Raw genomic sequence first — 21,345 nt, 5'->3', positions numbered from 1 at the left:
CGTGCCAGCGAATTGACCTTCGCGTCAACATGGTAGCTATAGGCATATATGGGGGCTGACCAAAATATCGACTGGCGGATGGCCGCGGCGAGCGCGCTCGAATGGTGGCGCGACGCCGGCATCGATTCGCTGGTCGACGAGGCACCGCGCGATTGGACCGCTGCCCCGGTCGCCCCGGTCGTCGTCCCCGAGCAGCGCGCACGCGTTGCCGCCGTAGCGGAACCGGCCGTCCTGCCGCTGCCGCGCACGCTCGAGGATTTTCTGACCTGGCGCGCCGGGGACGATGCGCCCGAGGCCGACTGGCGCGGCGATCCGATCGGCGCATCGGGCGATCCGTCCGCCGACATCATGATTTTGACCGACGTGCCCGATCGCGAAGATGGCGACTCGGGAAGCCTGTTCGGCGGGCCAGTAGGCAAACTGTTCGACCGGATGCTCGCCGCGATCGGGCGGAGTCGCGAATCGGTCTACATCGTGCCGATGTGCAGCAAGCGCCCGACCGCGGGCCGGATCGCGCCCGAGATCGAGCAGCGGATCGTCGAGGTTGCGCGGCATCACGTCGCCCTGGTGAAGCCGATGCGGCTGCTCGTGCTGGGAAATGCGCCGAGCCGTGCGCTGACGGGGATGGACGTCGCACATGCCCGCGGCAGTTTACACCCAATTAACCTAGAAGATGCCATGCCAGCGGTAACGGTCGATGTGGTGGCCAGTTTCCATCCGCGGCTGTTGCTGGAACGCCCGGCCGACAAGGCCCGGGCGTGGAAGGATTTACAAATGTTGATCGCGGGGTTGAGCGCATGAGCGCAAAGCGGGTTCTTCTCACCGCTCTTATCCTGGCGGTGCCGGGCATCGCACAGGCAGCGGGCGAACCGCCGATGGCGTCGGTTCAGACCAGCCAACGCAGCATCATCCCGACGCAGCTCGACGCCGAACAGCGCGATGCCTATCGCGCGGTGTTCGCCAATATCCGCGCGCAGAAGTGGCAGGATGCGCAGCTCCTCCTGGCCTCGCTCAAGCCGGGGCCGCTCCACGCGATCGCCGAGGCCGAGCTGCTCACCGCCAAGGGCTCGCCCAAGGCCGATCTCGACCCGCTGATGAAGCTGCTGGCCGATGCGCCCGAGCTCCCGCAGGCCAAGCAGATCCTGACGATGGCGGCGTCGCGCGGCGGCGTCGGCCTGCCACCCTTGCCCGAGGCGCGTGCGCTGCGCTGGATCGACGGCGCACCGGCCCGCAAGCGCGCCAAGAGCTTCGGCACTGGCGACATGCTTGCGGTCGAGCTGGCGCTCAAGATGCAGCCCTTCATCAAGGAAGATCGCGGCTTCGAAGCCCAGCAGTTGCTCGAATCGACCCCCGGCCTGTCGTCGGATTCGGTCACCGAGTGGCAACGCAAGATCGCCTGGATGTATTATCTCGCCGGCGACGACGCCAACGCCCGCACGATGGCGGCGCGCGCGGGCAGCGGCTACGGCGATTTCGCGGTCGAAGCGGTGTGGGTCGGTGCGCTCGCCGCGTGGCGGCAGCGCGATTGCGCCGCCGCGGGCGATCTCTTCCAGAGCGTCGCCGCGCGCGCGAGCGATATCGAACTGCGCGCCGCCGGGCTCTATTGGACCGCGCGCGCCGACATGCAGTGCGGCCGTCCCGACCGGATCGAGAACCGCCTCAAGAACGCCGCGCAATATCGCGAGACCTTTTACGGCCTGCTCGCGCGCCAGGCGCTCGGCATCAAGGATGCGCCCAACCGCGCGGCGACGCTGTCGGGCACGAGCGACTGGCAGCAGGTCGGGCGTCGTCCCAACGTCCGCGTCGCGGCCGCCTTGGTCGAGATCGGCGAGAACGGCCTCGCCGATGCGGTGATCCGCCAGCAGGCGCGGATCGGCGATCCCTCGGAATATCCTGCGCTCGTCCGCGTGGCGGCGGCGCTCGATTTGCCCGCGACACAAGTGTGGCTATCGCATAATGGACCGGTCGGCGCGACGCCGCCGCTCGAGGCGCGCTTCCCCGCGCCGAACTGGGCGCCCGATGGTGGCTGGCGCGTCGACAAGGCGCTGGTGTTTGCGCACACGCTCCAGGAATCGCGCTTCCGCACCGATGTGGTGAGTCCAGCGGGCGCTTACGGCTTGATGCAGGTGATGCCGCGCGCCGCGACCGACATCGCGCGCAAGCAGGGCCGCAGCTTCGACCGCAGCGCACTGTCGCGCCCCGGTACCAATTTCGAGGTCGGCCAAAGCTATCTCGAGCAATTGCGCGACCAGCGGTGCACCGAGGGGCTGCTGCCCAAGGTCATCGCTGCCTACAATGCCGGCCCCGGCCCGGTCGAGTTGTGGAACGCGCAGACGCGCGATGGCGGCGATCCGCTGCTCTATATCGAATCGATCCCCTATTGGGAGACGCGTGGCTACGTCACCACCGTGCTGCGCAATTACTGGGTCTATGAAGCGCAAACCGGCAAGCCGGCTTCGGTCAGCCGCGCGGCGCTCGCGCAGGGCATGTGGCCGCGCTTCCCCGGTCTGCCCGGGGCGGCGGCGGTGCGGCTGACCTCGAGCAACGGCTATCGTGCCTCTGCAAGCCTACCCAACAAGGCGGTCGCCAGTGCCAATTGACGAAGCCGCGACGTTTCTTCCCGTCCGGATTGCCGTTCTCACCGTTTCCGACACGCGCAGCCTGGCCGATGATCGCTCGGGCGACACGCTCGTCGCGCGGTTGACCGACGCGGGCCACGTTCTGGCGGCGCGCGAGATCGTCAAGGACGATGCCGATCTGCTCGTGGCGACGCTGCACCGCTGGATCGACGATCCGGCGGTCGACTGCATCATCTCGACCGGCGGCACCGGGGTGACCGGGCGCGACGTTACGCCCGAGGCGATCGAGCGCGTTGCCGACAAGCTGATCCCCGGGTTCGGCGAACTGTTCCGTTGGCTGAGCTTCAAGACGATCGGCACCTCGACCGTCCAGTCGCGCGCGTGTGCGTGCGTGACGCGTGGGACGTATATCTTCGCGCTACCGGGCTCGACCGGCGCGGTGAAGGATGGCTGGGACGGTATCCTCGCGAGCCAGCTCGACTCTCGGCACAAGCCCTGCAATTTCGTCGAATTGATGCCGCGCCTGCGCGAACGGTGAGCCTTTCGAAGGGCTGTCCTTCTTCCGCGCATTGAAGGGCCAACACCGCTTCGACACGCTCAGCGGAACTCCGTCAGCCATCGTAGCGCGCGACGGCAAGTTCGTGCCCCGAACGATCGCGGAAATGGAAGCGGCGCCCGCCGGGAAAATCGAACGCCGCGCGCGTGATCTCCCCGCCTGCCGCGCGGATTGCAGCCTCGGTCGCTTCGAGATCGTCGACCGCGATCACCGCGAGCGCCGCAGCGGTAGCCTCGGCCGGGTCGGCCTGGAACCCGATCTCGGTATCGCCAGTCGTCGTCGCGGCATAGCTCGGCCCGAAATCGCTGAATTGCCAGCCGAATGCCGCCGAATAGAAAGCCTTGGCGGTCGCGGTGTCGCGCACCGGCAGCTCGAGATAGTTCAATCGTGCCATGTCCGTCCCCCCAACGTCGTTCTTGTTGTGTTCTGGTGCACTTGCTAGACAGCGTCAATGGCCGACAAACGCCCCAGTCGCGGTGCGACGCTCAATCGCGAGAGCCAGCGCTTCAACCTGCCAGCGCGCGAGGCCGATGGCGACTGGCTCGATGATAGCTTTGCGATCGACGGCGCGCCGCCGCGCCTGCGAACCACCGTGACAATCGAGCGCGCGCGGACGATCATCAGCCGCAACAGTTCGCCCGACATCGGCTTCGACCGCTCGATCAATCCGTATCGCGGCTGCGAGCATGGCTGCATCTACTGCTTCGCGCGGCCGACCCACGCGTTCCACGATCTCTCGCCAGGGCTCGATTTCGAGAGCAAGCTGTTCGCCAAGCCCGATGCCGCCGCATTGCTCCGCGCCGAACTCGGCAAGCGCGGCTATGTCGCGCAGCCGATCGCGTTTGGGACCAATACCGATCCGTATCAGCCGATCGAGACCGACTGGCAGATCACGCGCGCCTGCCTCGATGTACTCGCCGAAACCAACCACCCGCTGACGATTACGACCAAGTCCGACCGCGTCGTGCGCGATATCGATGTGCTCGCGCCGATGGCGGCGAAGGGGCTGGCGGCGGTGGCGATCTCGCTCACCTCGCTCGACCCGAAGATCGCGATGACGCTCGAGCCGCGCGCACCCGCCCCGACGCGGCGGCTGGCGGCGGTGCGCGCACTCGTCGCGGCGGGGATCCCGACGCACGTCTCGATCGCGCCGGTGATCCCGGCGATCACCGATCACGAGATCGAACAGCTGATCGAGCGTGCGGCCGAGGCGGGTGCGCGCTCGGTGTCGTTCATCCCGGTAAGGCTGCCGTGGGAGGTAGCGCCGCTGTTCAAGGCGTGGCTCGACGCGCATTTTCCCGAGCGGGCGAACAAGGTGATGGCGATCATCGCCTCGATCCGCGACGGGCGCGAGAACGATCCGGGTTTCTTCACGCGGATGCGCGGCAGCGGGCCGTGGGCGGAGCTGCTGCGGACGCGTTTCCAGATCGCGTGTCGCAAACATGGCATGAATGTCGAGCGGATTGCGCTACGCAGCGACCTGTTCCGCCCGCCGGCGGGGCCGCAGGGGGATTTGTTCGGATGAGCCGCGTCAAGCATCGCCTGCCCGACCGTGCCGCGGTGCTCGCGCTGGTCGACGCGCGCGGGCAGATCGCGGTCCGGGCCACGCCCAATGCGAGCGCGAACGCGGTGGTGCTCCCTGCCGAGGGGGCGGCACGCGTGCTTTCGATCCGGACGACGATCACGCCCGAAGACGGCAAGGCCAACGACGCGATCCTCGGATTGCTCGCCGAGGCGCTCGGCTGCCCGAAATCGGCGCTGACGCTGGTGCGCGGGGCGACCGCGCGGGATAAGGTCGTGCAGATCGAGCGCTAAGGTCGGCACGGCTTATTCTTCGCGCGTTCCCCGGCGAAGGCCGGGGTCCAGCAGTAGCGCGGCGAAGGCGCGCGGCGCGTTCGATCATCCAGGCCATCGCTCCTGGGCCCCGGCCTTCGCCGGGGAGCCGTGTTTCTATCGCGCTTATGCATGGCCGCGGTCGGCTCACCCCGCCAGCACATGATCCTTGAAGCGGGCGCGCAGCGCGGTCTTGAGGATCTTGCCGGTCGCGGTGTGCGGCAGGTCGTCGACGAAGACGATCTCGTCGGGCAGCCACCATTTCGCGACATGCTCGCCCAGATGCGCGCGAATCTCGGCCGCCTCAACGCTACTGTCGGGCTTGCGCACCACCACCAGCAGCGGGCGCTCGTCCCATTTCGGATGATAGATCCCGATCGCGGCGGCTTCGGCGACGCCGGGGCAGCCGACCGCGGCGTTCTCGAGGTCGACCGACGAGATCCACTCGCCGCCCGACTTGATCACGTCCTTGGCGCGATCGGTGATCTGCATTGTGCCATCACGATGGAGAACGGCGACATCGCCGGTGTCGAACCAGTTATCGGCGTCGACCGCGTCCTCCTCCGCACCGAAATAGCGCTGGACGATCCACGGCCCGCGGACTTGCAGCCGCCCCGAGGACACGCCGTCCCGTGGCTGCTCGACATCGTCGTCGTCGAGCACGCGCAGCTCGATCCCGAACGGGATGCTGCCTTGCTTCTGGAGCAGGTCGAGCTGGTCGTCGCGCGACAGTTCGTCCCAATTGGCTGGCGGCGCGGCGGCAGTCGCGACGGGCGAGGTCTCGGTCATGCCCCAGAGGTGGATCACCTTGATCCCCATATCGAGGAAGCGCGCAATCATCGCGCGCGGTGCCGCCGAGCCGCCGACGGTGATCGCCTCGAGCGTGCGCGGCAGCTCGCCGGTCGTGTCGATATGCTGGAACAAAGCAAGCCACACCGTCGGCACGCCGCCCGCCAGCGTCACGCGCTCGCGGTTCATCAGGCCGCACAGCACCGCGGCATCGTTGACCGCCGAGAAGACGAGCTTGGTGCCCGCGAGCGGCGCGGCGAAGCACAGCCCCCAGGCCGCGGCGTGGAAGAGGGGCACGATCGGCAGCACGGTCGACCGCGCGCTCAGCGTCATCACCGCGGGCGAGGCGGCGTGCATCGCGTGGAGCAGCGTCGAGCGGTGGGTGTAGAGCACGCCCTTGGGGTTGCCCGTCGTGCCGCTGGTGTAGCAGAGCATGCACGGCGCGCGCTCGTCGCCCTCGACCCAGGCATAGCCGCCATCCTCTGCGTTGAGCAGCGCGTCGAACGCGCCGTCGTCGAAGCAGATATAGTGCTCGATGCTCGTCCACAGCGGCTTGAGGCGATCGACCAGCGGCTGGAACTGCTTGTCGTAGAGGAGGACGCGGTCCTCGGCATGGTTGGCGATGTAGACGAGCTGTTCGTCGAACAGCCGCGGGTTGATCGTGTGGACCACCCCGCCCATCCCAATCGTGCCGTACCAGGCGACGAGATGCGATCCGTGGTTCATGCCGAGCGTTGCGACGCGGTCGCCGGGGGCGATGCCGAGGCGTTCGAGCGCCTGTGCCAGCCGTTTCGCGTCGTGCGCGACGCCGGCCCAGGTGCTGCGCGTTTCGCTACCATCGGCCCAGCGCGTGACGATCTCGCGCCCGCCATGCTCGCGCGCGGCATGATCGAGCAGTCGCGGCACCCGCAATTCGAAATCCTGCATTCCACCGAGCATTCCACACTCCACTCCTGTTTATGGGAGGGGCTGGGGGAGGGCATCTCGCTGCCCGCTCTCACCACTCCCCTCCCCTGACCCCTCCCGCAAGCGGGAGGGGGACTAGGTTGTCTCACCCCACCAGCGACAGCTGCGCGCCGCTGGTGCGCAGCACCACATTGCCGACATCCTGCAGCGCTTCGATCCGCCCGACAAGCTCGCCGTCGAGCAGGAAGTCGCGGCCGAGCAGAACGCGCGCGGTATTTCCCCCGGGAACCGCGACCGTCGCCCACACTTCGCCACGTGCGCCGCGCGCATCGCCGATCATCGCCGCGAGCGACGCCATGCCGGCGGGCGAGGCGATCGTCAGCTCGAGGCTGAAGCGCGCATCGTTGGCGAGCGCCTCGAACGGCTGGATCCGCTTGACCGAAACGCGCGGAGTCTCCTCGCCCGGACGGCGATCGAGCTCGACCGTCACCAGCCCGCACCCGCCGTTGCGCGCCGCTTCCTCGAGATCGGCGGCGACCGAATCGTCGAAGCACGTCGCGACGAACTGCCCCGACGGATCCGACAGCGTCGCCATCAGGTAGCGCTTGCCGCGCGCCGATGTCCGCCAGCGCGCATCCTCGACCAGCGCCGCCATCGTCGCGCCGGTCCGCGTCCCGTCGTCGGGGATGTTGAGCTCGCCCAAGGTCGCAAAGCTGCGCGCGCCGTGCATCTTGGCGAGGTGGCTGTGGCGATCGACCGGATGCGCCGAGAAATAGAAGCCGAAGGCGTCGCGCTCCTGGTCCATCCGCTCGGCAAGCGTCCAGCGCGCCGACAGCGGGAGCTTGATCGGCGGCTCGGACGCTTCCGCAGTGCCGAACAGACCGCCCTGCCCGCTGGTCTTCTGCTCGTGGATCCGCGCGGCGGTCGCCAGGATCGTCTCGGCGCAAGCGAGGATCCCCGCGCGATTATCGTTGAGTCCGTCGAACGCGCCCGCCGCAGCGAGCGTCTCGAGCTGGCGCTTGTTCATGACGCGCGGGTCGATCCGGCGCGCGAGATCGTCGATCGAGTCGAACCGCCCGTTCGCGTCGCGCTCGGCGACGACCTTCTCCATCGCCCCCTCGCCGACCGATTTCAGCGCGGCGAGCGCATAGCGGACGGCGAGCCCGTCGCCGCTGTCTTCCACCGTGAAGTCGGCTTCGCTGCGCAGGATGCACGGCGGCAGCAGCTTGACGCCGAGCCGCCGCATGTCGTCGACGAAGATGCTGAGCTTGTCGGTCAGCGTGAGATCGAAGCACATCGAGGCGGCGAAGAATTCGTGTGGGTGATGCGCCTTGAGCCACGCCGTCTGGTACGACAGCAAGGCATAGGCGGCGGCGTGCGACTTGTTGAAGCCGTAGCCGGCGAACTTGTCGATCAAGTCGAATAGCTCGTTCGCCTTGGCGGCGTTGATGCCGTTGATCGTCAGGCACCCCTCGGCAAAATGGGCTCTTTGCGCGTCCATCTCGGCCTGGTTCTTCTTGCCCATCGCGCGGCGCAGCATGTCGGCTTGCCCGAGCGAATAGCCCGCGAGGATCTGCGCGGCCTGCATCACCTGTTCCTGGTAGACGAAGATGCCGTAGGTCTCGGACAGGATGCCCTCGAGCAGCGGATGCGGGTACTCGATCGGTTCGAGCCCGTTCTTGCGGCGGCCGAACATCGGGATGTTGTCCATCGGGCCCGGGCGATAGAGCGAGACGAGCGCGATGATGTCGCCGAAGTTCGACGGCCGCACCGCCGACAACGTGCGCCGCATCCCCTCGGATTCGAGCTGGAAGACGCCGACCGTGTCACCCTTCTGGAGCAGCTTGTAGACGCCCTCGTCATCCCATTCGAGCGCGTCGAGATCGAGCACCACCCCGCGCGCGGCAAGCAGGTCGATCGCCTTCTTGAGCACGGAGAGCGTCTTGAGGCCCAAGAAGTCGAACTTCACCAGGCCCGCGCCTTCGACATATTTCATGTCGAACTGCGTGACGGGCATGTCAGAGCGCGGGTCGCGATAGAGCGGGACGAGATCGGCGAGCGGCCGATCGCCGATCACCACGCCTGCGGCGTGCGTCGAGCTGTGGCGCGGGAGGCCCTCGAGCTGCATCGCGAGGTCGAGCAGATGGCGGACGTTGCTGTCCGACTTGTACTCGGCGTGGAGCTCTACCACGCCGTCGAGCGCGCGCTTCAGCGTCCACGGATCGGCGGGCAAGTTCGGGATCAGCTTGGCGAGCCGGTCGATCTGGCCATAGCCCATCTGTAGCACGCGGCCGGTGTCCTTGAGCACCGCGCGCGCCTTCAGGCGCCCGAAGGTGATGATCTGCGCGACCTGGTCGCGGCCGTATTTCTCCTGGACGTAGCGGATCACCTCGCCGCGGCGGGTTTCGCAGAAATCGATGTCGAAGTCGGGCATCGACACGCGTTCCGGATTGAGGAAGCGTTCGAACAGCAGCCCCAGCTTGATCGGATCGAGATCGGTGATCGTCAGCGCCCAGGCGACGACCGAGCCTGCGCCCGAACCGCGGCCTGGGCCGACCGGGATGTCGTGATCCTTCGCCCATTTGATGAAGTCGGCGACTATCAGGAAATAGCCGGGGAAGCCCATCTGGATGATGACGTCGAGCTCGAAATCGAGCCGGGTGCGGTAGACGGCGCGCCAGTCATCGGCTCCCCCTTCTTCACCCCCCTCCCGCTTGCGGGAGGGGTTGGGGGTGGGCTCGCGCTCTCCGGCTGCGGTATCGCTTGTTGAGGTCGGGCGCCCACCCCCAGCCCCTCCCGCAGGCGGGAGGGGAGCAGAGACGGCGAGTTCCGCAATCCGATCCAGCCGTCGCTCCAACCCCGCATGCGCGTCTTCGCGCAGCTTCGCCGCCTCGGCGGTCGGATCACCCGCCAAACTCGGCAGGATCGGCTTGCGCTTGGGCGCCGCGACACCGCAGCGCTGCGCGACCACCAGCGTATTGTCGATCGCCTCGGGCAGATCGGCGAACAGCGCGCGCATGTCCTTGGCGGGCTTCATCCACGCATCGGGCGAGCTGCGCACGCGGTCTTCGCTGGCAATGTAGGTCGAGCTGGCGATGCACAGCAGGATATCGTGCGCCTCGCTGAAGCCGGGCTCGGCGAAGCAGCATGGGTTGGTCGCGACGATCGGCAGATCGCGGTCATAGGCGAGGTCGAGCAGCGCGTTCTCGGCCTTGGTTTCGATCTCGTCTCCGCGCCGCGTCAACTCGATATAGAGCCGGTCGGGGAACAGCGTCTCGAGGCGTTCGCAATAGGCCAGCGCGCGGTCGGGCTGATCCTCGGCGAACAGCTTGGCAAGCCCGCCCTCGCGCCCTGCGGTAAGCGCGATCAGCCCTTCCGTGCGGCCTTCCAGCGCGGCAAAATCGACATGCGCGTTGAGTTCGAGCGGACGATCGAGATGCGCCTGCGAGACGAGCACGCACAGGTTCTGATAGCCGACCTCGTCCTGCGCATAGAGCGCGATCCAGTCGAGCACCGGCGTCATGCCCTCGGGCATCCCCGGGCGACACACACCGAGCATTGCGCCGATGATCGGCTGCACGCCCGCCGCGCGCGCCGCATCGGAATAGGCCATCGCGGCATAAAGGCCGTTGCGATCGGTCAGCGCGGCGGCCGGGAAACCGAGTTCCTGCGCTCGCTTGGCGATGGCCTTGGGCTCGATCGCGCCGTCGAGCATGGTGAAGGAGGAGAAGATACGAAGGGGGACGAAACCGGAATGCGACATGGATGTGACTATGGGGGGTGCGCCCAATTCAGGGAAGGCGGTGACTCGCAAAATGCGGTGGATATCGTCGAGGGGAGGATAAGAAGTTTTGTTCGCGCAGAGGCGCAGAGGACGCAGAGCGGAAGACTGAAACGCGCGGCGCGCGTCAACCTGAAACGGGAGGGTCTATCAGTCGCTTGCTAGGAGCGCGCCATCTCTGCGTTCTCCGCGCCTCCGCGCGAACCAATCTACAGCAGCTTCGCGATATCCGCCTCGATATCGGCAGGCTTGGTCGTCGGCGCATAGCGCTCGACGACGCGGCCGTCCTTGCCGACGAGGAACTTGGTGAAGTTCCACTTGATGCCCTGCAGGCCGAGCAGGCCTGGGGCCTGTTTCTTGAGTTCGGTGAACAAGGGATCGGCGTTCGCCCCGTTGACGTCGACCTTGGCAAACACAGGGAAGGTCACGTCATACGTCAGCGAGCAAAAATTGGCGATCTCGGCGGCATCGCCCGGCTCCTGCGCGCCGAACTGGTTGCACGGGAAGCCAAGCACCTCGAAGGCCTGCCCGGCGAACTTGCGATGCAGCGCCTCGAGCCCCTCATATTGCGGCGTAAACCCGCATTTCGAAGCGGTATTGACGATCAGCAGCACCTTGCCGGCATAAGTGGAGAGATCGACGGGCGAACCATCGGCGGCCTTGACGGTGAGGTCGGTGATCGCGGTCATGCGGATGTCCCTTCGTTGCGCGCGAGCAGGAAGCACAGATTGCGCTCGACCCCGGCCCATTCGCTCGCGATGATCGAATAGACCACAAGATCGCGCACCCGGCCATCCATCACCTGATGGTTGCGCAAGATCCCGTCACGCTTGGCGCCGAGCCGCTCGATCGCCGCCTGCGAGCGCTTGTTGAACCAGTCGGTGCGGATCTGGACGGCGTTGCAACCCAGTACCTCGAAGGCATGACGCAGCAGCAGCAGCTTGGCCTCGGTATTGACACCGCTGCGCTGGACCGACTTGGCATAGAACGTCCCGCCGATTTCGAGCCGCTTATGGCCTGCGCTCATCCGCATGTAGCGCGTGAGCCCAACGACGCGGCCGTCGGGCGTGCACACGGTAAACGGCATCGCCCGCCCGAAGTCGCGTTCCTTGAACAAGGCCGCCATAAAGGCTTCGGGATCGGTCAGCGTCGAGACGTTGGTGAAGAACAGCTCGCTGATCTTCCCATCCGCCGCCGCCGCGACGATCGCGTCGCGATCCTCGGCCTGAGTGGGCCGCAACGTGACGTGCCGGCCGACCATCGTCGGCGCCTCGGTCCAGGTGGTCATTGCGGCGCCTTGGCCGGCGGAGACGCCGTAACCGTGCCGATCAGGAGCGTCGCGTCGTACGCGCCCGCCGGACTGTTCGGGCCGGCCGCGCCATTCGTGGCGACGATCCGCGGAGGGGCGACCCAGTCTTCCGGAACACCGGCCGAGTGCGGGCCGCAGTCGAGTATCGCGGCGGTGATCGGTCCCGGCGCCCGGACGTTGCCTTTGATCTGGCAATTCCATACTTGACCGCCGCTGTTCAGGACGTTGATCGATACGATCCGCGACGGATCGGCAAGGCGCATCGCCATCGGCTCGTAGGATACGCCGCCGGGCGCGATCGGCCGCTTGCGTGCGTGATAGTTGCCGACGAGCACCAGCACCCGTTCATAGGCTTGAACGGCGTCGGCGGCCCGGATGTTCTCCGCTTGTCCAGCCTCGTGCGGGCCCTGCCCCGGCAGATCCTTGAAGCGCGTCGATGCGGCTAGCGCCGTATCGTTGAACGCGACGACATGGATTTTGCGACCCGCGTCCTTCAGCGTGTGCAATGCGACCAGCAAGTCCAGCATCGCCTGGCTCGTCACGCCATCGTTGCGCGTCTTCCATTCGGGCATCGCCTGCAACGCCGCCGCTGCAAAGCCGGATTGTGGTTCCGACCAAGCGCGTTGCAGGCCGGCGTTATCCTCGAGTTCGACGGCAACCAGCAACGGCGTGTTGCGCTCAGCCAGCGCGCACGCGATCTCGCCGATTGCGGCGGGAGTCTCCGCGCTGCCGTGCAGTTCCCCGAAGACGATATAGTGCGCCTGCTTCCCGACCACGCCATCCCATCCGACGGGAAGGCTGCAGCGCGCCGATGCGGTGGAACCACAGAAAGCACCCAAGGTGCCGATAAGAATCCCGACCGCGCGTTTCATGCCAATCTCCCCTCGTGCAGCCGCACGACACGGTCCATCTTGAGCGCCATCCGCTCGTTGTGCGTCGCGACGAGCGCGGCGGTCCCCTCGCCGCGCACCAGCCGCAGGAATTCGGCGAGCACCACGTCGGCGGTCGCCTCGTCGAGATTGCCGGTCGGCTCGTCCGCCAGCACCAGCGCCGGCTGATTGGCGAGCGCGCGCGCGACCGCGACGCGTTGTTGCTCGCCACCCGACAATTGGCTCGGGCGATGCGTCAGGCGGTGGCCGAGGCCGAGCGCGGTGAGCAAGGCGGTCGAGCGCTCGTTGGCCTCTGCGCGCGTCTTGTCGCGGATCATCTGCGGCAGGACGACATTCTCGGTCGCGTTGAAGTCTGGCAGCAAATGGTGGAATTGATAGACGAAGCCGAGCTTGTCGCGCCGGACGCGCGTGCGCCCGTCGGCGTTGAGCCGCGCGGTCTCCTCGCCATCGATCAGGATCGAGCCGCCAAAGCCACCCTCGAGCAGCCCGACCGCCTGCAACAGCGTCGACTTGCCCGAGCCCGAGGGGCCGAGCAACGCGACGATCTCGCCCGCACCGACTTGCAGGTCGACGCCGCGCAGGACCTCGATCGTCTGCCCGCCCTGTTCGAAGCTGCGCGTCAGCCCGGTGACGCCGAGGACCGGATTATTCATAGCGCAAAACCTGGACGGGATCGGTGCTCGCCGCTTTCAGCGCGGGGTAGAGTGTGGCGAGGAAACTGAACAGCAGCGCCATCAGCGCAATGACGGTGACTTCGACCGGGTCGGTCTTCGACGGCAGTTCGCTCAGGAAGCGGATCGAGGGATCCCACAGGTTCTGCCCCGTCACGAGCTGGACGAAATCGACCACGCTCTGGCGGAAATAGAGGAAGATGAACCCGAGCATCAGCCCCGCGACGACGCCGAGCGCGCCGATCGTTGTGCCGACCGTCATGAAGATGCGGATCATCCCGCCTCTGCTCGCCCCCATCGTCCGCAGGATCGCGATGTCGCGGGTCTTGGCGCGGACCAGCATGATCAGCGACGACAGGATGTTGAACACCGCAACGAGGATGATGATCGACAGCACGGTGAACATCGCGACGCGCTCGACCGCGAGCGCTTCGAACAGCTGCGCGTTCATCTGCCGCCAGTCCTGGATGACCCCCATCTTGCCGACCTTATTCGCAAGCGGCGCGAGGATCGGCCCGACCTGATCGGCATTGCTCGTTTGCAGCTCGATCATGTTGACCGAGTCGCCGAGCATGAGGAGCGTCTGCGCGTCCTCCATCGGCATGATGATATAGGCCTTGTCGTAATCATAGACGCCGATCGTGAAGACCGCGCCGACAGTATATTGCACGATCCGCGGCACCGTGCCGAACGGCGTGGTCTGCCCTTGCGGGCTGATCAGCGAGATCTGGCTGCCGACGACCGCGCCCAATTGGTCGGCAAGCCCCGAGCCGATCGCGATCTGGCCGCTGCCCGGCATCAGCGACGACAGCGAGCCCATCACGACCTTGCTGCCGATCGTCTTGTTCGAACGGATGTCCGACACGCGCATCCCGCGCACCAGCACGCCTTCGACGCGGCCGTTATAGGTCGCCATCAGCGGCTGTTCGATCAGCGGCGTTGCGCTGGTCACGCCCTTGGTCGTCTCGGCGAGCCCGACGACTTGACGCCAGTCGCGCATCTGGCCGCCGTACGCCTGGACGACGGCATGGCCGTTGAGCCCGACGATCTTGTCAAACAGCTCGGCGCGAAAGCCGTTCATCACGCTCATCACGATGACGAGCGCGGCGACTCCGAGCATCACGGCGACAAGACTGATACCGGCGACGAGGAAGATGAACCCCTCGCCCTTGCCGGGCAGCAAATAGCGCCGGGCGATCATGCGTTCATAGCGGGAGAGGATCATGGCGAGCGCTCTAGGACGCGGCCGATGCGCTGGCAACCGCTTGCCCCAAGGACGCAGCTGTTGCGCAAGCGCCACAGCCGCGCCGCAATCGGTTCGCAACGGCCACATTCCCCATGACAACCTCCCGACGCGCTCGTAACGCTTTTGTCACTGACACACAGGCAACGGCCGTGGGTTCGGGGACTGGCCTTCAGCGCCGCCGCAGGGCTGGCAGCGAAGGCCTAAATGGGGGCTGACGAGCGATCGTCACGCAGGCGTCCGGGTCGGAAACGGCCCGGACGTTTGCATTTGGGCGAAGGCGGCCGTGCCGGCCGCCGGTCCGCACAGCGGATCGCCCAAATCGGCCGGCGGGTCGCCCTCGTGACGAACCCGTCCGACGGCGGCTTTGCCGACCGGCGTTTTCCCAACGACGCAACACACCCCTCACCCGACCTCGCTGCGCTCGGCCACCAGCATCGGGAAAACAGCGCCCCGCGCTGTTTAGGTCATACTGGGGGCATGACCGACCCGATGCTCCCGCATGCGGCAGAGGGAAAGGGAGGGAGAGCAACTCAAAACGTCTTGGAAATCGTACCCCCGAACGTCCGTGGATCGCCCGGTTGCCCGACGATCAACCCCGTGCTGCCCGATTGCGTCGACAGCAGCTCGAAGTACCTCTGGTCGAACGCGTTACGCACCCAGGCGTAGACGTTGAAATCCGTCTTGCGATATCCGAGCCGGAAGCTCGAAAGCGCATAGCCCCCGATCCAGGTATACGCCGAGGGCGACGGATTGGACGAGAAGCGCGAGCGATAGCTGCCGTCATACCCGACATAGACCTGTCCGCCCGATCGGCCGACCGGCACATTGTATTCGCCGCCGTATGAGAAGGACCATTTCGAGATCCCCGGCAGCCGCTGCCCCGATATGTCGCACGCCGCCGGGCTGACGCCCCCCGCGACGCCCGCCGCGGTCGCCGGACTGGTCGCGCTGGCGGCGCTCCCGCCCGAAAGCTCGGGCGGGCATGGCGCGTTCTTGAAGTCGACGTATTTGGCGTCGGTATAAGCGCCGTTGCCATAGACCGAGAAACGCCGGCTCGGACGGAAGCTCGAGTCGAACTCGAACCCGCGCGACCGCACCTTGCCGGCATTGGCGAGATACCCGCGGATCACGTTGATCGCATTGTTGTTCACGGTCGCTTGATAATCGGTGATGTCGGTCCAGAAACCGGCGAGGTTGAGCGTCAGCCGACGGTCGAGAAACTGCGTCTTGAGCCCGATCTCATAGGCGTTGACCTTTTCGGGCTTCACGCTCTGCGTCGTCAGGTCGACGCCGGTGCTGGTCGCGTTGAGCGGCAGGCCCGACAGGTTGATCCCGCCCGATTTGAAGCTGCGCGCATAGGAGGCGTAGCCGTGGAGGTCCGCCGCAAAGTCGTAAGATAGCGTGAGATCGCCCGACACGTTCCACGCGCTGAACCGCGGGCTGTAATGCTGCGGGGCGAGCGTGTTGATCTGGTTCTGGAAGGTGGTGCGCGCCGCGCCCGCTTGCGCCGCGGCGAGCAAGGCCGCGACATTCGCGCCGGTCGCGACGAAACTGTACTGGCTGTTGGCGATGCTGACGACCGCATCGTAGGTGCCCGATTTCTTGTCGTAATTGATGCGAAGCCCCGGCTGGAGGTGGAGCTTGTCGGTCAACGCCCAGTTGAGCTTGCCGAACACGGCGAAGCTCGTGTTGTCGAAGGCGATCGTGTTGGTCGAGGTGAGGCCGTTGAGCACGTTCGGATTGCTGGCGTCGCTGCCCGACAGGAGGAAGCGGCTCGCCGCCGATCCCTGTACCTGCGAACCTTGGGTCCGGATCGTCTGGTGGAACAGGAAGGCGCCGACTGTATAGTCGAGCCGGCTCTTGCCGTTCGAGGCGAGCCGGAACTCCTGCGAGAGCTGCTTCTGCTGCGACGGGTTCTGCGAGATCGTGGTGATCGGCAGTCCGATGAAATCGCGGTCGTTGGCGGGCTGCCATTCCCAATAGCGCCACGCGCTGACCGAGGTCAGCGTTGCCGGCCCGAGGTCCCAATTGGCGACGAGCGACGCACCGCCGACTTCCTGGCGCGAATTGATGCTGGCATCGAGATCGGTGACGCGGTCGAACGGGTTTGTGCTCGGCGGGGCATAGCCGAACGCGGCCGCAAGCGCGCCATATTGCCGGTTCGCCGCGCGCTGCGTCGTGCCGACGCGCGCGTAATATTGCGCGCAGCAGAGCGGGTTCTGCACATTGAAATCGCCCGACAGCGTCAGGCTCAGCGTGTCGGTCGGCTTGTAGAGCGCCTGTCCACGAAAGCCGAGATTACGCTGGCGATGGAGATCGGTCTTGCTCGCAACGTCGTAGATCGTGCCGTCGCGCGTCGTCGCCGAGGTCGACAGACGGATCGCCAGCGTGTCGGTGATCGGGCCCGAAACCGAGGTCTTGAGCTGACCGAAATTGTAATTGCCGACGCTCACTTCGGCACGGACCTCAGGGGTGAAGCTGGGCGCGCGCGTCGTGATGTTGAGCGCGCCCGACGTCGTGTTCTTGCCGTACAGCGTGCCCTGCGGCCCGCGCAGCACCTCGACCCGGTCGACATCGATGAAGTCGAAGGTCGCCGCGCCGACGCGGCCGATATAGACGCCGTCGATATAGAAACCGACGCCCTGCTCGATCCCGTCATTGGTCAAGCCGAACGGCGCGCCGAGCCCGCGGATGTTGATCGCCGAATTGCGCGGGTTGCTCGAATAGAATTGCAGCGAAGGGACTTGCTGCTGCAGCCGGTTGACGTTGAACGTGCCGCTTTCGGCGAGCGATTTGCCGGTCAGCACCGAGAGCGCGATCGGCACGGTCTGCTGCGTTTCGGCGCGGCGCCGGGCGGTGACCAGGATGTCGCCGCTATTCTCCTGCGCTGCCGGCGCGTCCGCCTGCGTGGCAACCACGGGTGCGTCTGCGGCAACGGGCGGATCGGTCACCACGGCGGGACTTCCGAGCGCGGTCGACGCGAGCAGCAGAGCCGGAAAGGAAGCAAGCATGACGGTCCCCTGGTTTCGGGCTTTTCCCGAGTCGCGCCATATGCCCACCAAATGCGGGGACTATCACTCGCGCTCGTTCTTGGGGCCGCGATAGGTGCGCTTTAGCATCGCATCAAAAACCGCGGCGGGGCCTCTTGAACTCGGTGCGCGGCCGACCAAATTCAGCGAGTGCGGCGCTCCTTGGGAGGCGGCACCGGGCGGGTCGCGCAGCAGCGGACCCGGCTCGATTTCGACGACACTCGCTTAATCAAAGGAGTTTTTATGCGTACGTTCGATCTGACCCCCTATCGCCGCTCGACCGTCGGCTTCGACCGGCTGTTCGACATGCTCGAGGCCAATGCGCGCCAGGCGAGCGCCGATAATTACCCGCCCTTCAATCTCGAGCGACTCGATGGCGACCGCTATCGCATCACGCTCGCCGTCGCCGGTTTCGGCCGCGACGACATCGAGATCACCGCGCAGCAGAACCTGTTGCAGGTGAAGGGGCGCAAGGAAGCGCAGGACGAGGCGACCGCCGCGTTTCTCCACATCGGCATCGCCAACCGCAACTTCGAGCGCCGCTTCGAACTCGCCGATTTCGTGCGGGTCGAGGATGCGCGGCTCAATGATGGCTTGCTGGTGATCGACCTGGTCCGCGAAGTGCCCGAGGCGATGAAGCCCAAGACCATCGCGATCAAGACCGGTGCCCCGCTGGTCGCGGTCGACTCCGCGAGCGACGTCAAGGCGGCATAACGCTCGTTCGAGCGCCCTTACGGCGGTGTCGGGAGCAATCCCGGCGCCGCCGATTGCGCACTCTGGCCGGTTGCGGATCGGAGCGCCCCTGCTAGCCTGACAGGACCGAACCCGGCCGATCAGGAGACTCCGCCATGCCGCCTCGACCGCGCGACACCGCCTGATGGCAACGAGCCTCCCGGTCGAGCGCTATCTGAACGAAGGCATCGCAGCGCTGCGCCGCGGCGACGCGACGCGCGGTCGCGCCTTGCTCTCCGCGATCGAAAGCGATCCACGCGCGCTTTTCCCGCTCGCCTTCGCGTGCGGGGCGTTGCGCGACGAAGCCGGTGCCCGACGCGCGCTGCAGCGGCTGCTCGGTCTGCAGCCCGATCACATCCCAGCGTTGATCATGATGGGCGACCTTGCCACGCAAACCGATCAGCGCGGTGCCGCTGCGTATTATCAAGCCGCGATCGCCAATGCGGCGGGGCAGCGCGATGCGCTCCCGCCGGAGCTGCAGGCTGATCTCGAGCGCGCGGCTGGCTTCATCGCCGCGACGTCGCGCGACTATGAAGCGTTCCTGCACGATCATCTGGCGGCGAGCGGCATTCGGCTGAGCCCGGCGACTCGCCGCGTCGAGCACGCGATCGACTTGCTGACGGGCAAGATCGAGATTTTCGTCCAGCGACCGTCGAGCTTCTACTTTCCGGGGCTGCCGCAAATCGGCTTTTTCGATCGCAGCCAGTTCGACTGGCTCCCTGCCCTCGAAGCCGCGACGGGCGATATCCAGGCCGAACTGCACGCGGTGATGGCGCGCGACTGGGATTTTCCACCCTATGTCGCGACGCCGGCCGATCGCCCCCCGCCCCCCAACCCGCTGCGCGACGACCCGAGTTGGGGCGCGTTCCATCTGCTGCGCGCGGGCGCGCCGGTCGCGGGCAATGCCGAGCGCTGCCCGGCGACAATGGCGGCGCTCGCCGCGACGCCGATGCCGCGGATCGACCAGCGCGCGCCGATGGCGTTGTTCTCGCTGCTCAAGCCCGGCACGCACATCACCCCGCATCACGGGATGCTCAACACGCGGCTGATCGTCCATCTGCCGCTGATCACCGCGCCCGAGTGCGGCTTGCGCGTCGGCGCCGAGACGCGCGGCTGGACGCTCGGCGAAGCGTTGGTATTCGACGATTCGATCGAACACGAAGCCTGGAACCGCGGCGACACGACGCGTGTGGTCCTGCTGTTCGCGATATGGCGGCCCGAGCTCACCGAACCCGAGCGCGAGGCGCTGAGCGTGCTGTTCGGTGCGGTCGAAGCGTTCGTCGATCAGGGGTGAGCGTGTCGCCCACCCCCGACGACCAGCTCAGACGAGCCGCGACTGCTTGACCGCCGCGGCGATGAAGCTCTTGAACAGGGGATGCGGGTCGAACGGCTTGCTCTTGAGTTCGGGGTGGAATTGCACGCCGACGAACCACGGATGGTCGGGCCGCTCGACGATCTCGGGCAGCGTGCCGTCGGGCGACATGCCGCTGAACACCAGACCGCCCTTTTCGAGCCGCTCGCGATACGCGGTGTTGACCTCGTAACGGTGACGATGGCGCTCCGAGATATCGGTTTCGCCATAGATGCTCGACACCACGCTGTTGCCGTCGAGCTTCGCCGGATAGGCGCCGAGCCGCATCGTGCCGCCGAGATCACCGCCATGTTCGCGCTTCTCGATGCCGGCCGCGCTCATCCATTCGGTGATCATGCCCACGACGGGCTCGTCGGTCGCGCCGAACTCGGTCGAGCTCGCGTCGGGGATCCCGGCGAGATCGCGTGCACCTTCGACGCACGCCATCTGCATCCCGAAGCAGATCCCGAAATACGGGATCTCGCGCTCGCGCGCGAAGCGCACGCTGGCGATCTTGCCCTCGGCGCCGCGCGACCCGAACGCCCCTGGGACGAGGATCGCATGCAGCGGCTCGAGCCGGGCGGTGATGTCGGCGTCGTCGGCCTCGAACAGCTCGGCGTCGATCCACTCGACGTTGACCTTCACCTTATTGGCGATCCCGCCGTGCACCAGCGCTTCGCCGAGCGACTTGTACGCATCCTGAAGCCCGACATATTTGCCGACCACGCCGACGGTGACTTCGCCTTCGGGATTGGTCACGCGGTCCATGATGTCGGTCCAGCGCGAAAGATCGGGTGCGCTGCCCGGCAGGATGCCGAACGCGTTGAGCACCGCGTCGTCGAGGCCTTGCTCGTGATACTGCACCGGCACCGCATAGATGCTCTTGGCGTCGAGCGCCGGGATAACGGCTTCCTTGGGAACGTTGCAGAACAACGCGATCTTCGCGCGGTCACTGTCGGGCAAAGGCTGCTCGCAGCGGCACACCAGCACGTCGGGCTGGACGCCGAGGGCTGCCAGTTCGCGCACCGAATGCTGCGTCGGCTTGGTCTTCAGCTCGCCGGCCGCCGCGATATACGGCACCAGCGTGACGTGGATGCTGACCGAATTGCCGCGGCCGAGATCGTTGCGGAGCTGGCGAATGGCTTCGATGAAGGGTAGCGACTCGATGTCGCCGACGGTGCCGCCGATCTCGCACAGTACGAAATCGAGATCGTCGGTCTGGTCTTGCGCGAATTCCTTGATCGCGTCGGTGACGTGCGGGATGACCTGAACGGTCGCGCCGAGATAGTCGCCGCGGCGTTCGCGCGTGATGATCTGTTGATAGATCCGCCCGCTCGTGACGTTGTCCGACTGGCGCGAGGCGACGCCGGTAAAGCGTTCATAATGCCCGAGATCGAGGTCGGTCTCGGCCCCGTCGTCGGTGACATAGACTTCGCCGTGCTGGTAGGGCGACATCGTGCCGGGATCGACGTTGAGATAGGGGTCGAACTTGCGAATCCGCACGCGGTAGCCGCGCGCTTGCAACAGAGCCGCGAGGCTCGCTGCCATGAGACCCTTGCCGAGCGAGGAGACCACGCCGCCGGTGATAAAGATGAACCGCGCCATGGGAGAAAAGGCCTAGCGTCAAACGGGGTGGCGCGGCAAGCGCGCGACTCCGGGAAATGGTGGATATG

The 21,345-nt window shown here is 66.5% G+C and carries 17 protein-coding genes; 7 read left to right on the top strand and 10 right to left on the bottom strand.

The annotated features are described in order from the left end of the window. The first annotated feature begins 48 nt into the window (after nt 1–48). The 3 genes from IE187_RS00415 to moaB are packed head-to-tail and all read left to right on the top strand — an operon-like array spanning nt 49 to nt 3,117. A complete protein-coding gene (locus tag IE187_RS00415) occupies nt 49–801 on the top strand; it encodes a uracil-DNA glycosylase (protein ID WP_189674658.1) in 753 nt (250 codons plus the stop codon). Then, nucleotides 798–2,600: a lytic transglycosylase domain-containing protein gene (locus IE187_RS00410; protein ID WP_189674657.1), complete on the top strand. Its 1,803-nt coding sequence runs from the start codon at nt 798–800 to the stop codon at nt 2,598–2,600. Before IE187_RS00415 ends, IE187_RS00410 begins: the two co-directional genes overlap by 4 nt. Beyond that, nucleotides 2,590–3,117: a molybdenum cofactor biosynthesis protein B gene (moaB, locus tag IE187_RS00405; protein WP_189674656.1), complete on the top strand. Its 528-nt coding sequence runs from the start codon at nt 2,590–2,592 to the stop codon at nt 3,115–3,117. The genes IE187_RS00410 and moaB overlap by 11 nt, the downstream gene beginning before the upstream one ends. A gap of 73 nt (nt 3,118–3,190) precedes the next feature. On the opposite strand, the gene IE187_RS00400 is transcribed toward moaB, so the two are convergent. Further along, nucleotides 3,191–3,529 carry a VOC family protein gene (locus tag IE187_RS00400; RefSeq protein ID WP_189674655.1) on the bottom strand — a complete coding sequence of 113 codons (339 nt, stop codon included), beginning with the start codon at nt 3,527–3,529 and terminating at the stop codon, nt 3,191–3,193. Between the two features lie 57 nt (nt 3,530–3,586). Between IE187_RS00400 and IE187_RS00395 the strand changes: the two genes are divergently transcribed. Both IE187_RS00395 and IE187_RS00390 read left to right on the top strand, forming a co-directional pair. Further along, entirely contained in the window at nt 3,587–4,660 is a 1,074-nt protein-coding gene (locus tag IE187_RS00395) for a PA0069 family radical SAM protein (protein WP_189674654.1), read from the top strand. Beyond that, nucleotides 4,657–4,950 (top strand): DUF167 domain-containing protein, encoded by a 294-nt coding sequence (locus IE187_RS00390; protein ID WP_189674653.1) that lies wholly within the window; start codon nt 4,657–4,659, stop codon nt 4,948–4,950. Before IE187_RS00395 ends, IE187_RS00390 begins: the two co-directional genes overlap by 4 nt. A 165-nt stretch (nt 4,951–5,115) precedes the next feature. On the opposite strand, the gene IE187_RS00385 is transcribed toward IE187_RS00390, so the two are convergent. The 8 genes from IE187_RS00385 to IE187_RS00350 all read right to left on the bottom strand — a co-directional run bounded on the left by IE187_RS00385 (nt 5,116) and on the right by IE187_RS00350 (nt 17,571). Then, a complete protein-coding gene (locus IE187_RS00385) occupies nt 5,116–6,696 on the bottom strand; it encodes a long-chain fatty acid--CoA ligase (protein WP_189674652.1) in 1,581 nt (526 codons plus the stop codon). A gap of 112 nt (nt 6,697–6,808) precedes the next feature. Then, a complete protein-coding gene (gene dnaE / locus IE187_RS00380) occupies nt 6,809–10,426 on the bottom strand; it encodes a DNA polymerase III subunit alpha (RefSeq protein ID WP_189674651.1) in 3,618 nt (1,205 codons plus the stop codon). 227 nt (nt 10,427–10,653) lie between these two features. Next, nucleotides 10,654–11,133 carry a glutathione peroxidase gene (locus IE187_RS00375; RefSeq protein WP_229839161.1) on the bottom strand — a complete coding sequence of 160 codons (480 nt, stop codon included), beginning with the start codon at nt 11,131–11,133 and terminating at the stop codon, nt 10,654–10,656. Next, nucleotides 11,130–11,732, bottom strand: coding sequence for a GNAT family N-acetyltransferase (locus tag IE187_RS00370; protein ID WP_189674650.1), 603 nt, complete (start codon nt 11,730–11,732; stop codon nt 11,130–11,132). The genes IE187_RS00375 and IE187_RS00370 overlap by 4 nt, the downstream gene beginning before the upstream one ends. Beyond that, complete coding sequence (locus IE187_RS00365; protein ID WP_189674649.1) at nt 11,729–12,625, bottom strand: hypothetical protein; 897 nt, start codon at nt 12,623–12,625, stop codon at nt 11,729–11,731. The genes IE187_RS00370 and IE187_RS00365 overlap by 4 nt, the downstream gene beginning before the upstream one ends. Continuing rightward, the gene (locus tag IE187_RS00360) at nt 12,622–13,296 is read right to left on the bottom strand and encodes an ABC transporter ATP-binding protein (RefSeq protein ID WP_189674648.1); all 675 of its coding nucleotides are present in this window, start codon (nt 13,294–13,296) and stop codon (nt 12,622–12,624) included. The genes IE187_RS00365 and IE187_RS00360 overlap by 4 nt, the downstream gene beginning before the upstream one ends. Beyond that, nucleotides 13,289–14,539, bottom strand: a complete 1,251-nt coding sequence (locus IE187_RS00355; protein WP_189674647.1) for a lipoprotein-releasing ABC transporter permease subunit — start codon at nt 14,537–14,539, stop codon at nt 13,289–13,291. Before IE187_RS00355 ends, IE187_RS00360 begins: the two co-directional genes overlap by 8 nt. Before the next feature lie 551 nt (nt 14,540–15,090). Next, entirely contained in the window at nt 15,091–17,571 is a 2,481-nt protein-coding gene (locus tag IE187_RS00350; protein WP_189674646.1) for a TonB-dependent receptor, read from the bottom strand. Between the two features lie 261 nt (nt 17,572–17,832). Here IE187_RS00350 and IE187_RS00345 point away from each other — a divergent pair, with 261 nt between their 5' ends. Continuing rightward, nucleotides 17,833–18,303: an Hsp20 family protein gene (locus IE187_RS00345; RefSeq protein ID WP_189674645.1), complete on the top strand. Its 471-nt coding sequence runs from the start codon at nt 17,833–17,835 to the stop codon at nt 18,301–18,303. A 163-nt stretch (nt 18,304–18,466) separates the two neighbouring features. Then, nucleotides 18,467–19,615, top strand: coding sequence for an aspartyl/asparaginyl beta-hydroxylase domain-containing protein (locus tag IE187_RS00340; protein WP_189674644.1), 1,149 nt, complete (start codon nt 18,467–18,469; stop codon nt 19,613–19,615). A 27-nt stretch (nt 19,616–19,642) separates the two neighbouring features. Here the strand turns inward: IE187_RS00340 and pyrG are convergent, their stop codons facing one another. Next, complete coding sequence (gene pyrG / locus IE187_RS00335) at nt 19,643–21,277, bottom strand: CTP synthase (protein WP_189674643.1); 1,635 nt, start codon at nt 21,275–21,277, stop codon at nt 19,643–19,645. Nucleotides 21,278–21,345: the final 68 nt, after the last annotated feature.

The organism is Sphingomonas glacialis (genome assembly GCF_014653575.1).
GTDB lineage: Bacteria > Pseudomonadota > Alphaproteobacteria > Sphingomonadales > Sphingomonadaceae > Sphingomonas > Sphingomonas glacialis.
The sequence above is the reverse complement of the archived record's forward strand: the minus strand, read 5'-3'. Positions and strand labels throughout refer to the sequence as shown.

Excerpts from the sequence above, each read along its gene's own strand:
- IE187_RS00415 (WP_189674658.1), top strand. The coding sequence starts at position 49 with ATGGGGGCTGACCAAAATATCGACTGGCGGATGGCCGCGGCGAGCGCG.
- IE187_RS00410 (WP_189674657.1), top strand. The coding sequence starts at position 798 with ATGAGCGCAAAGCGGGTTCTTCTCACCGCTCTTATCCTGGCGGTGCCG.
- IE187_RS00400 (WP_189674655.1), bottom strand. The coding sequence starts at position 3,529 with ATGGCACGATTGAACTATCTCGAGCTGCCGGTGCGCGACACCGCGACC.
- IE187_RS00395 (WP_189674654.1), top strand. The coding sequence starts at position 3,587 with ATGGCCGACAAACGCCCCAGTCGCGGTGCGACGCTCAATCGCGAGAGC.
- IE187_RS00390 (WP_189674653.1), top strand. The coding sequence starts at position 4,657 with ATGAGCCGCGTCAAGCATCGCCTGCCCGACCGTGCCGCGGTGCTCGCG.
- IE187_RS00385 (WP_189674652.1), bottom strand. The coding sequence starts at position 6,696 with ATGCTCGGTGGAATGCAGGATTTCGAATTGCGGGTGCCGCGACTGCTC.
- dnaE (WP_189674651.1), bottom strand. The coding sequence starts at position 10,426 with ATGTCGCATTCCGGTTTCGTCCCCCTTCGTATCTTCTCCTCCTTCACC.
- IE187_RS00375 (WP_229839161.1), bottom strand. The coding sequence starts at position 11,133 with ATGACCGCGATCACCGACCTCACCGTCAAGGCCGCCGATGGTTCGCCC.
- IE187_RS00370 (WP_189674650.1), bottom strand. The coding sequence starts at position 11,732 with ATGACCACCTGGACCGAGGCGCCGACGATGGTCGGCCGGCACGTCACG.
- IE187_RS00365 (WP_189674649.1), bottom strand. The coding sequence starts at position 12,625 with ATGAAACGCGCGGTCGGGATTCTTATCGGCACCTTGGGTGCTTTCTGT.
- IE187_RS00360 (WP_189674648.1), bottom strand. The coding sequence starts at position 13,296 with ATGAATAATCCGGTCCTCGGCGTCACCGGGCTGACGCGCAGCTTCGAA.
- IE187_RS00355 (WP_189674647.1), bottom strand. The coding sequence starts at position 14,539 with ATGATCCTCTCCCGCTATGAACGCATGATCGCCCGGCGCTATTTGCTG.
- IE187_RS00350 (WP_189674646.1), bottom strand. The coding sequence starts at position 17,571 with ATGCTTGCTTCCTTTCCGGCTCTGCTGCTCGCGTCGACCGCGCTCGGA.
- IE187_RS00345 (WP_189674645.1), top strand. The coding sequence starts at position 17,833 with ATGCGTACGTTCGATCTGACCCCCTATCGCCGCTCGACCGTCGGCTTC.
- IE187_RS00340 (WP_189674644.1), top strand. The coding sequence starts at position 18,467 with ATGGCAACGAGCCTCCCGGTCGAGCGCTATCTGAACGAAGGCATCGCA.
- pyrG (WP_189674643.1), bottom strand. The coding sequence starts at position 21,277 with ATGGCGCGGTTCATCTTTATCACCGGCGGCGTGGTCTCCTCGCTCGGC.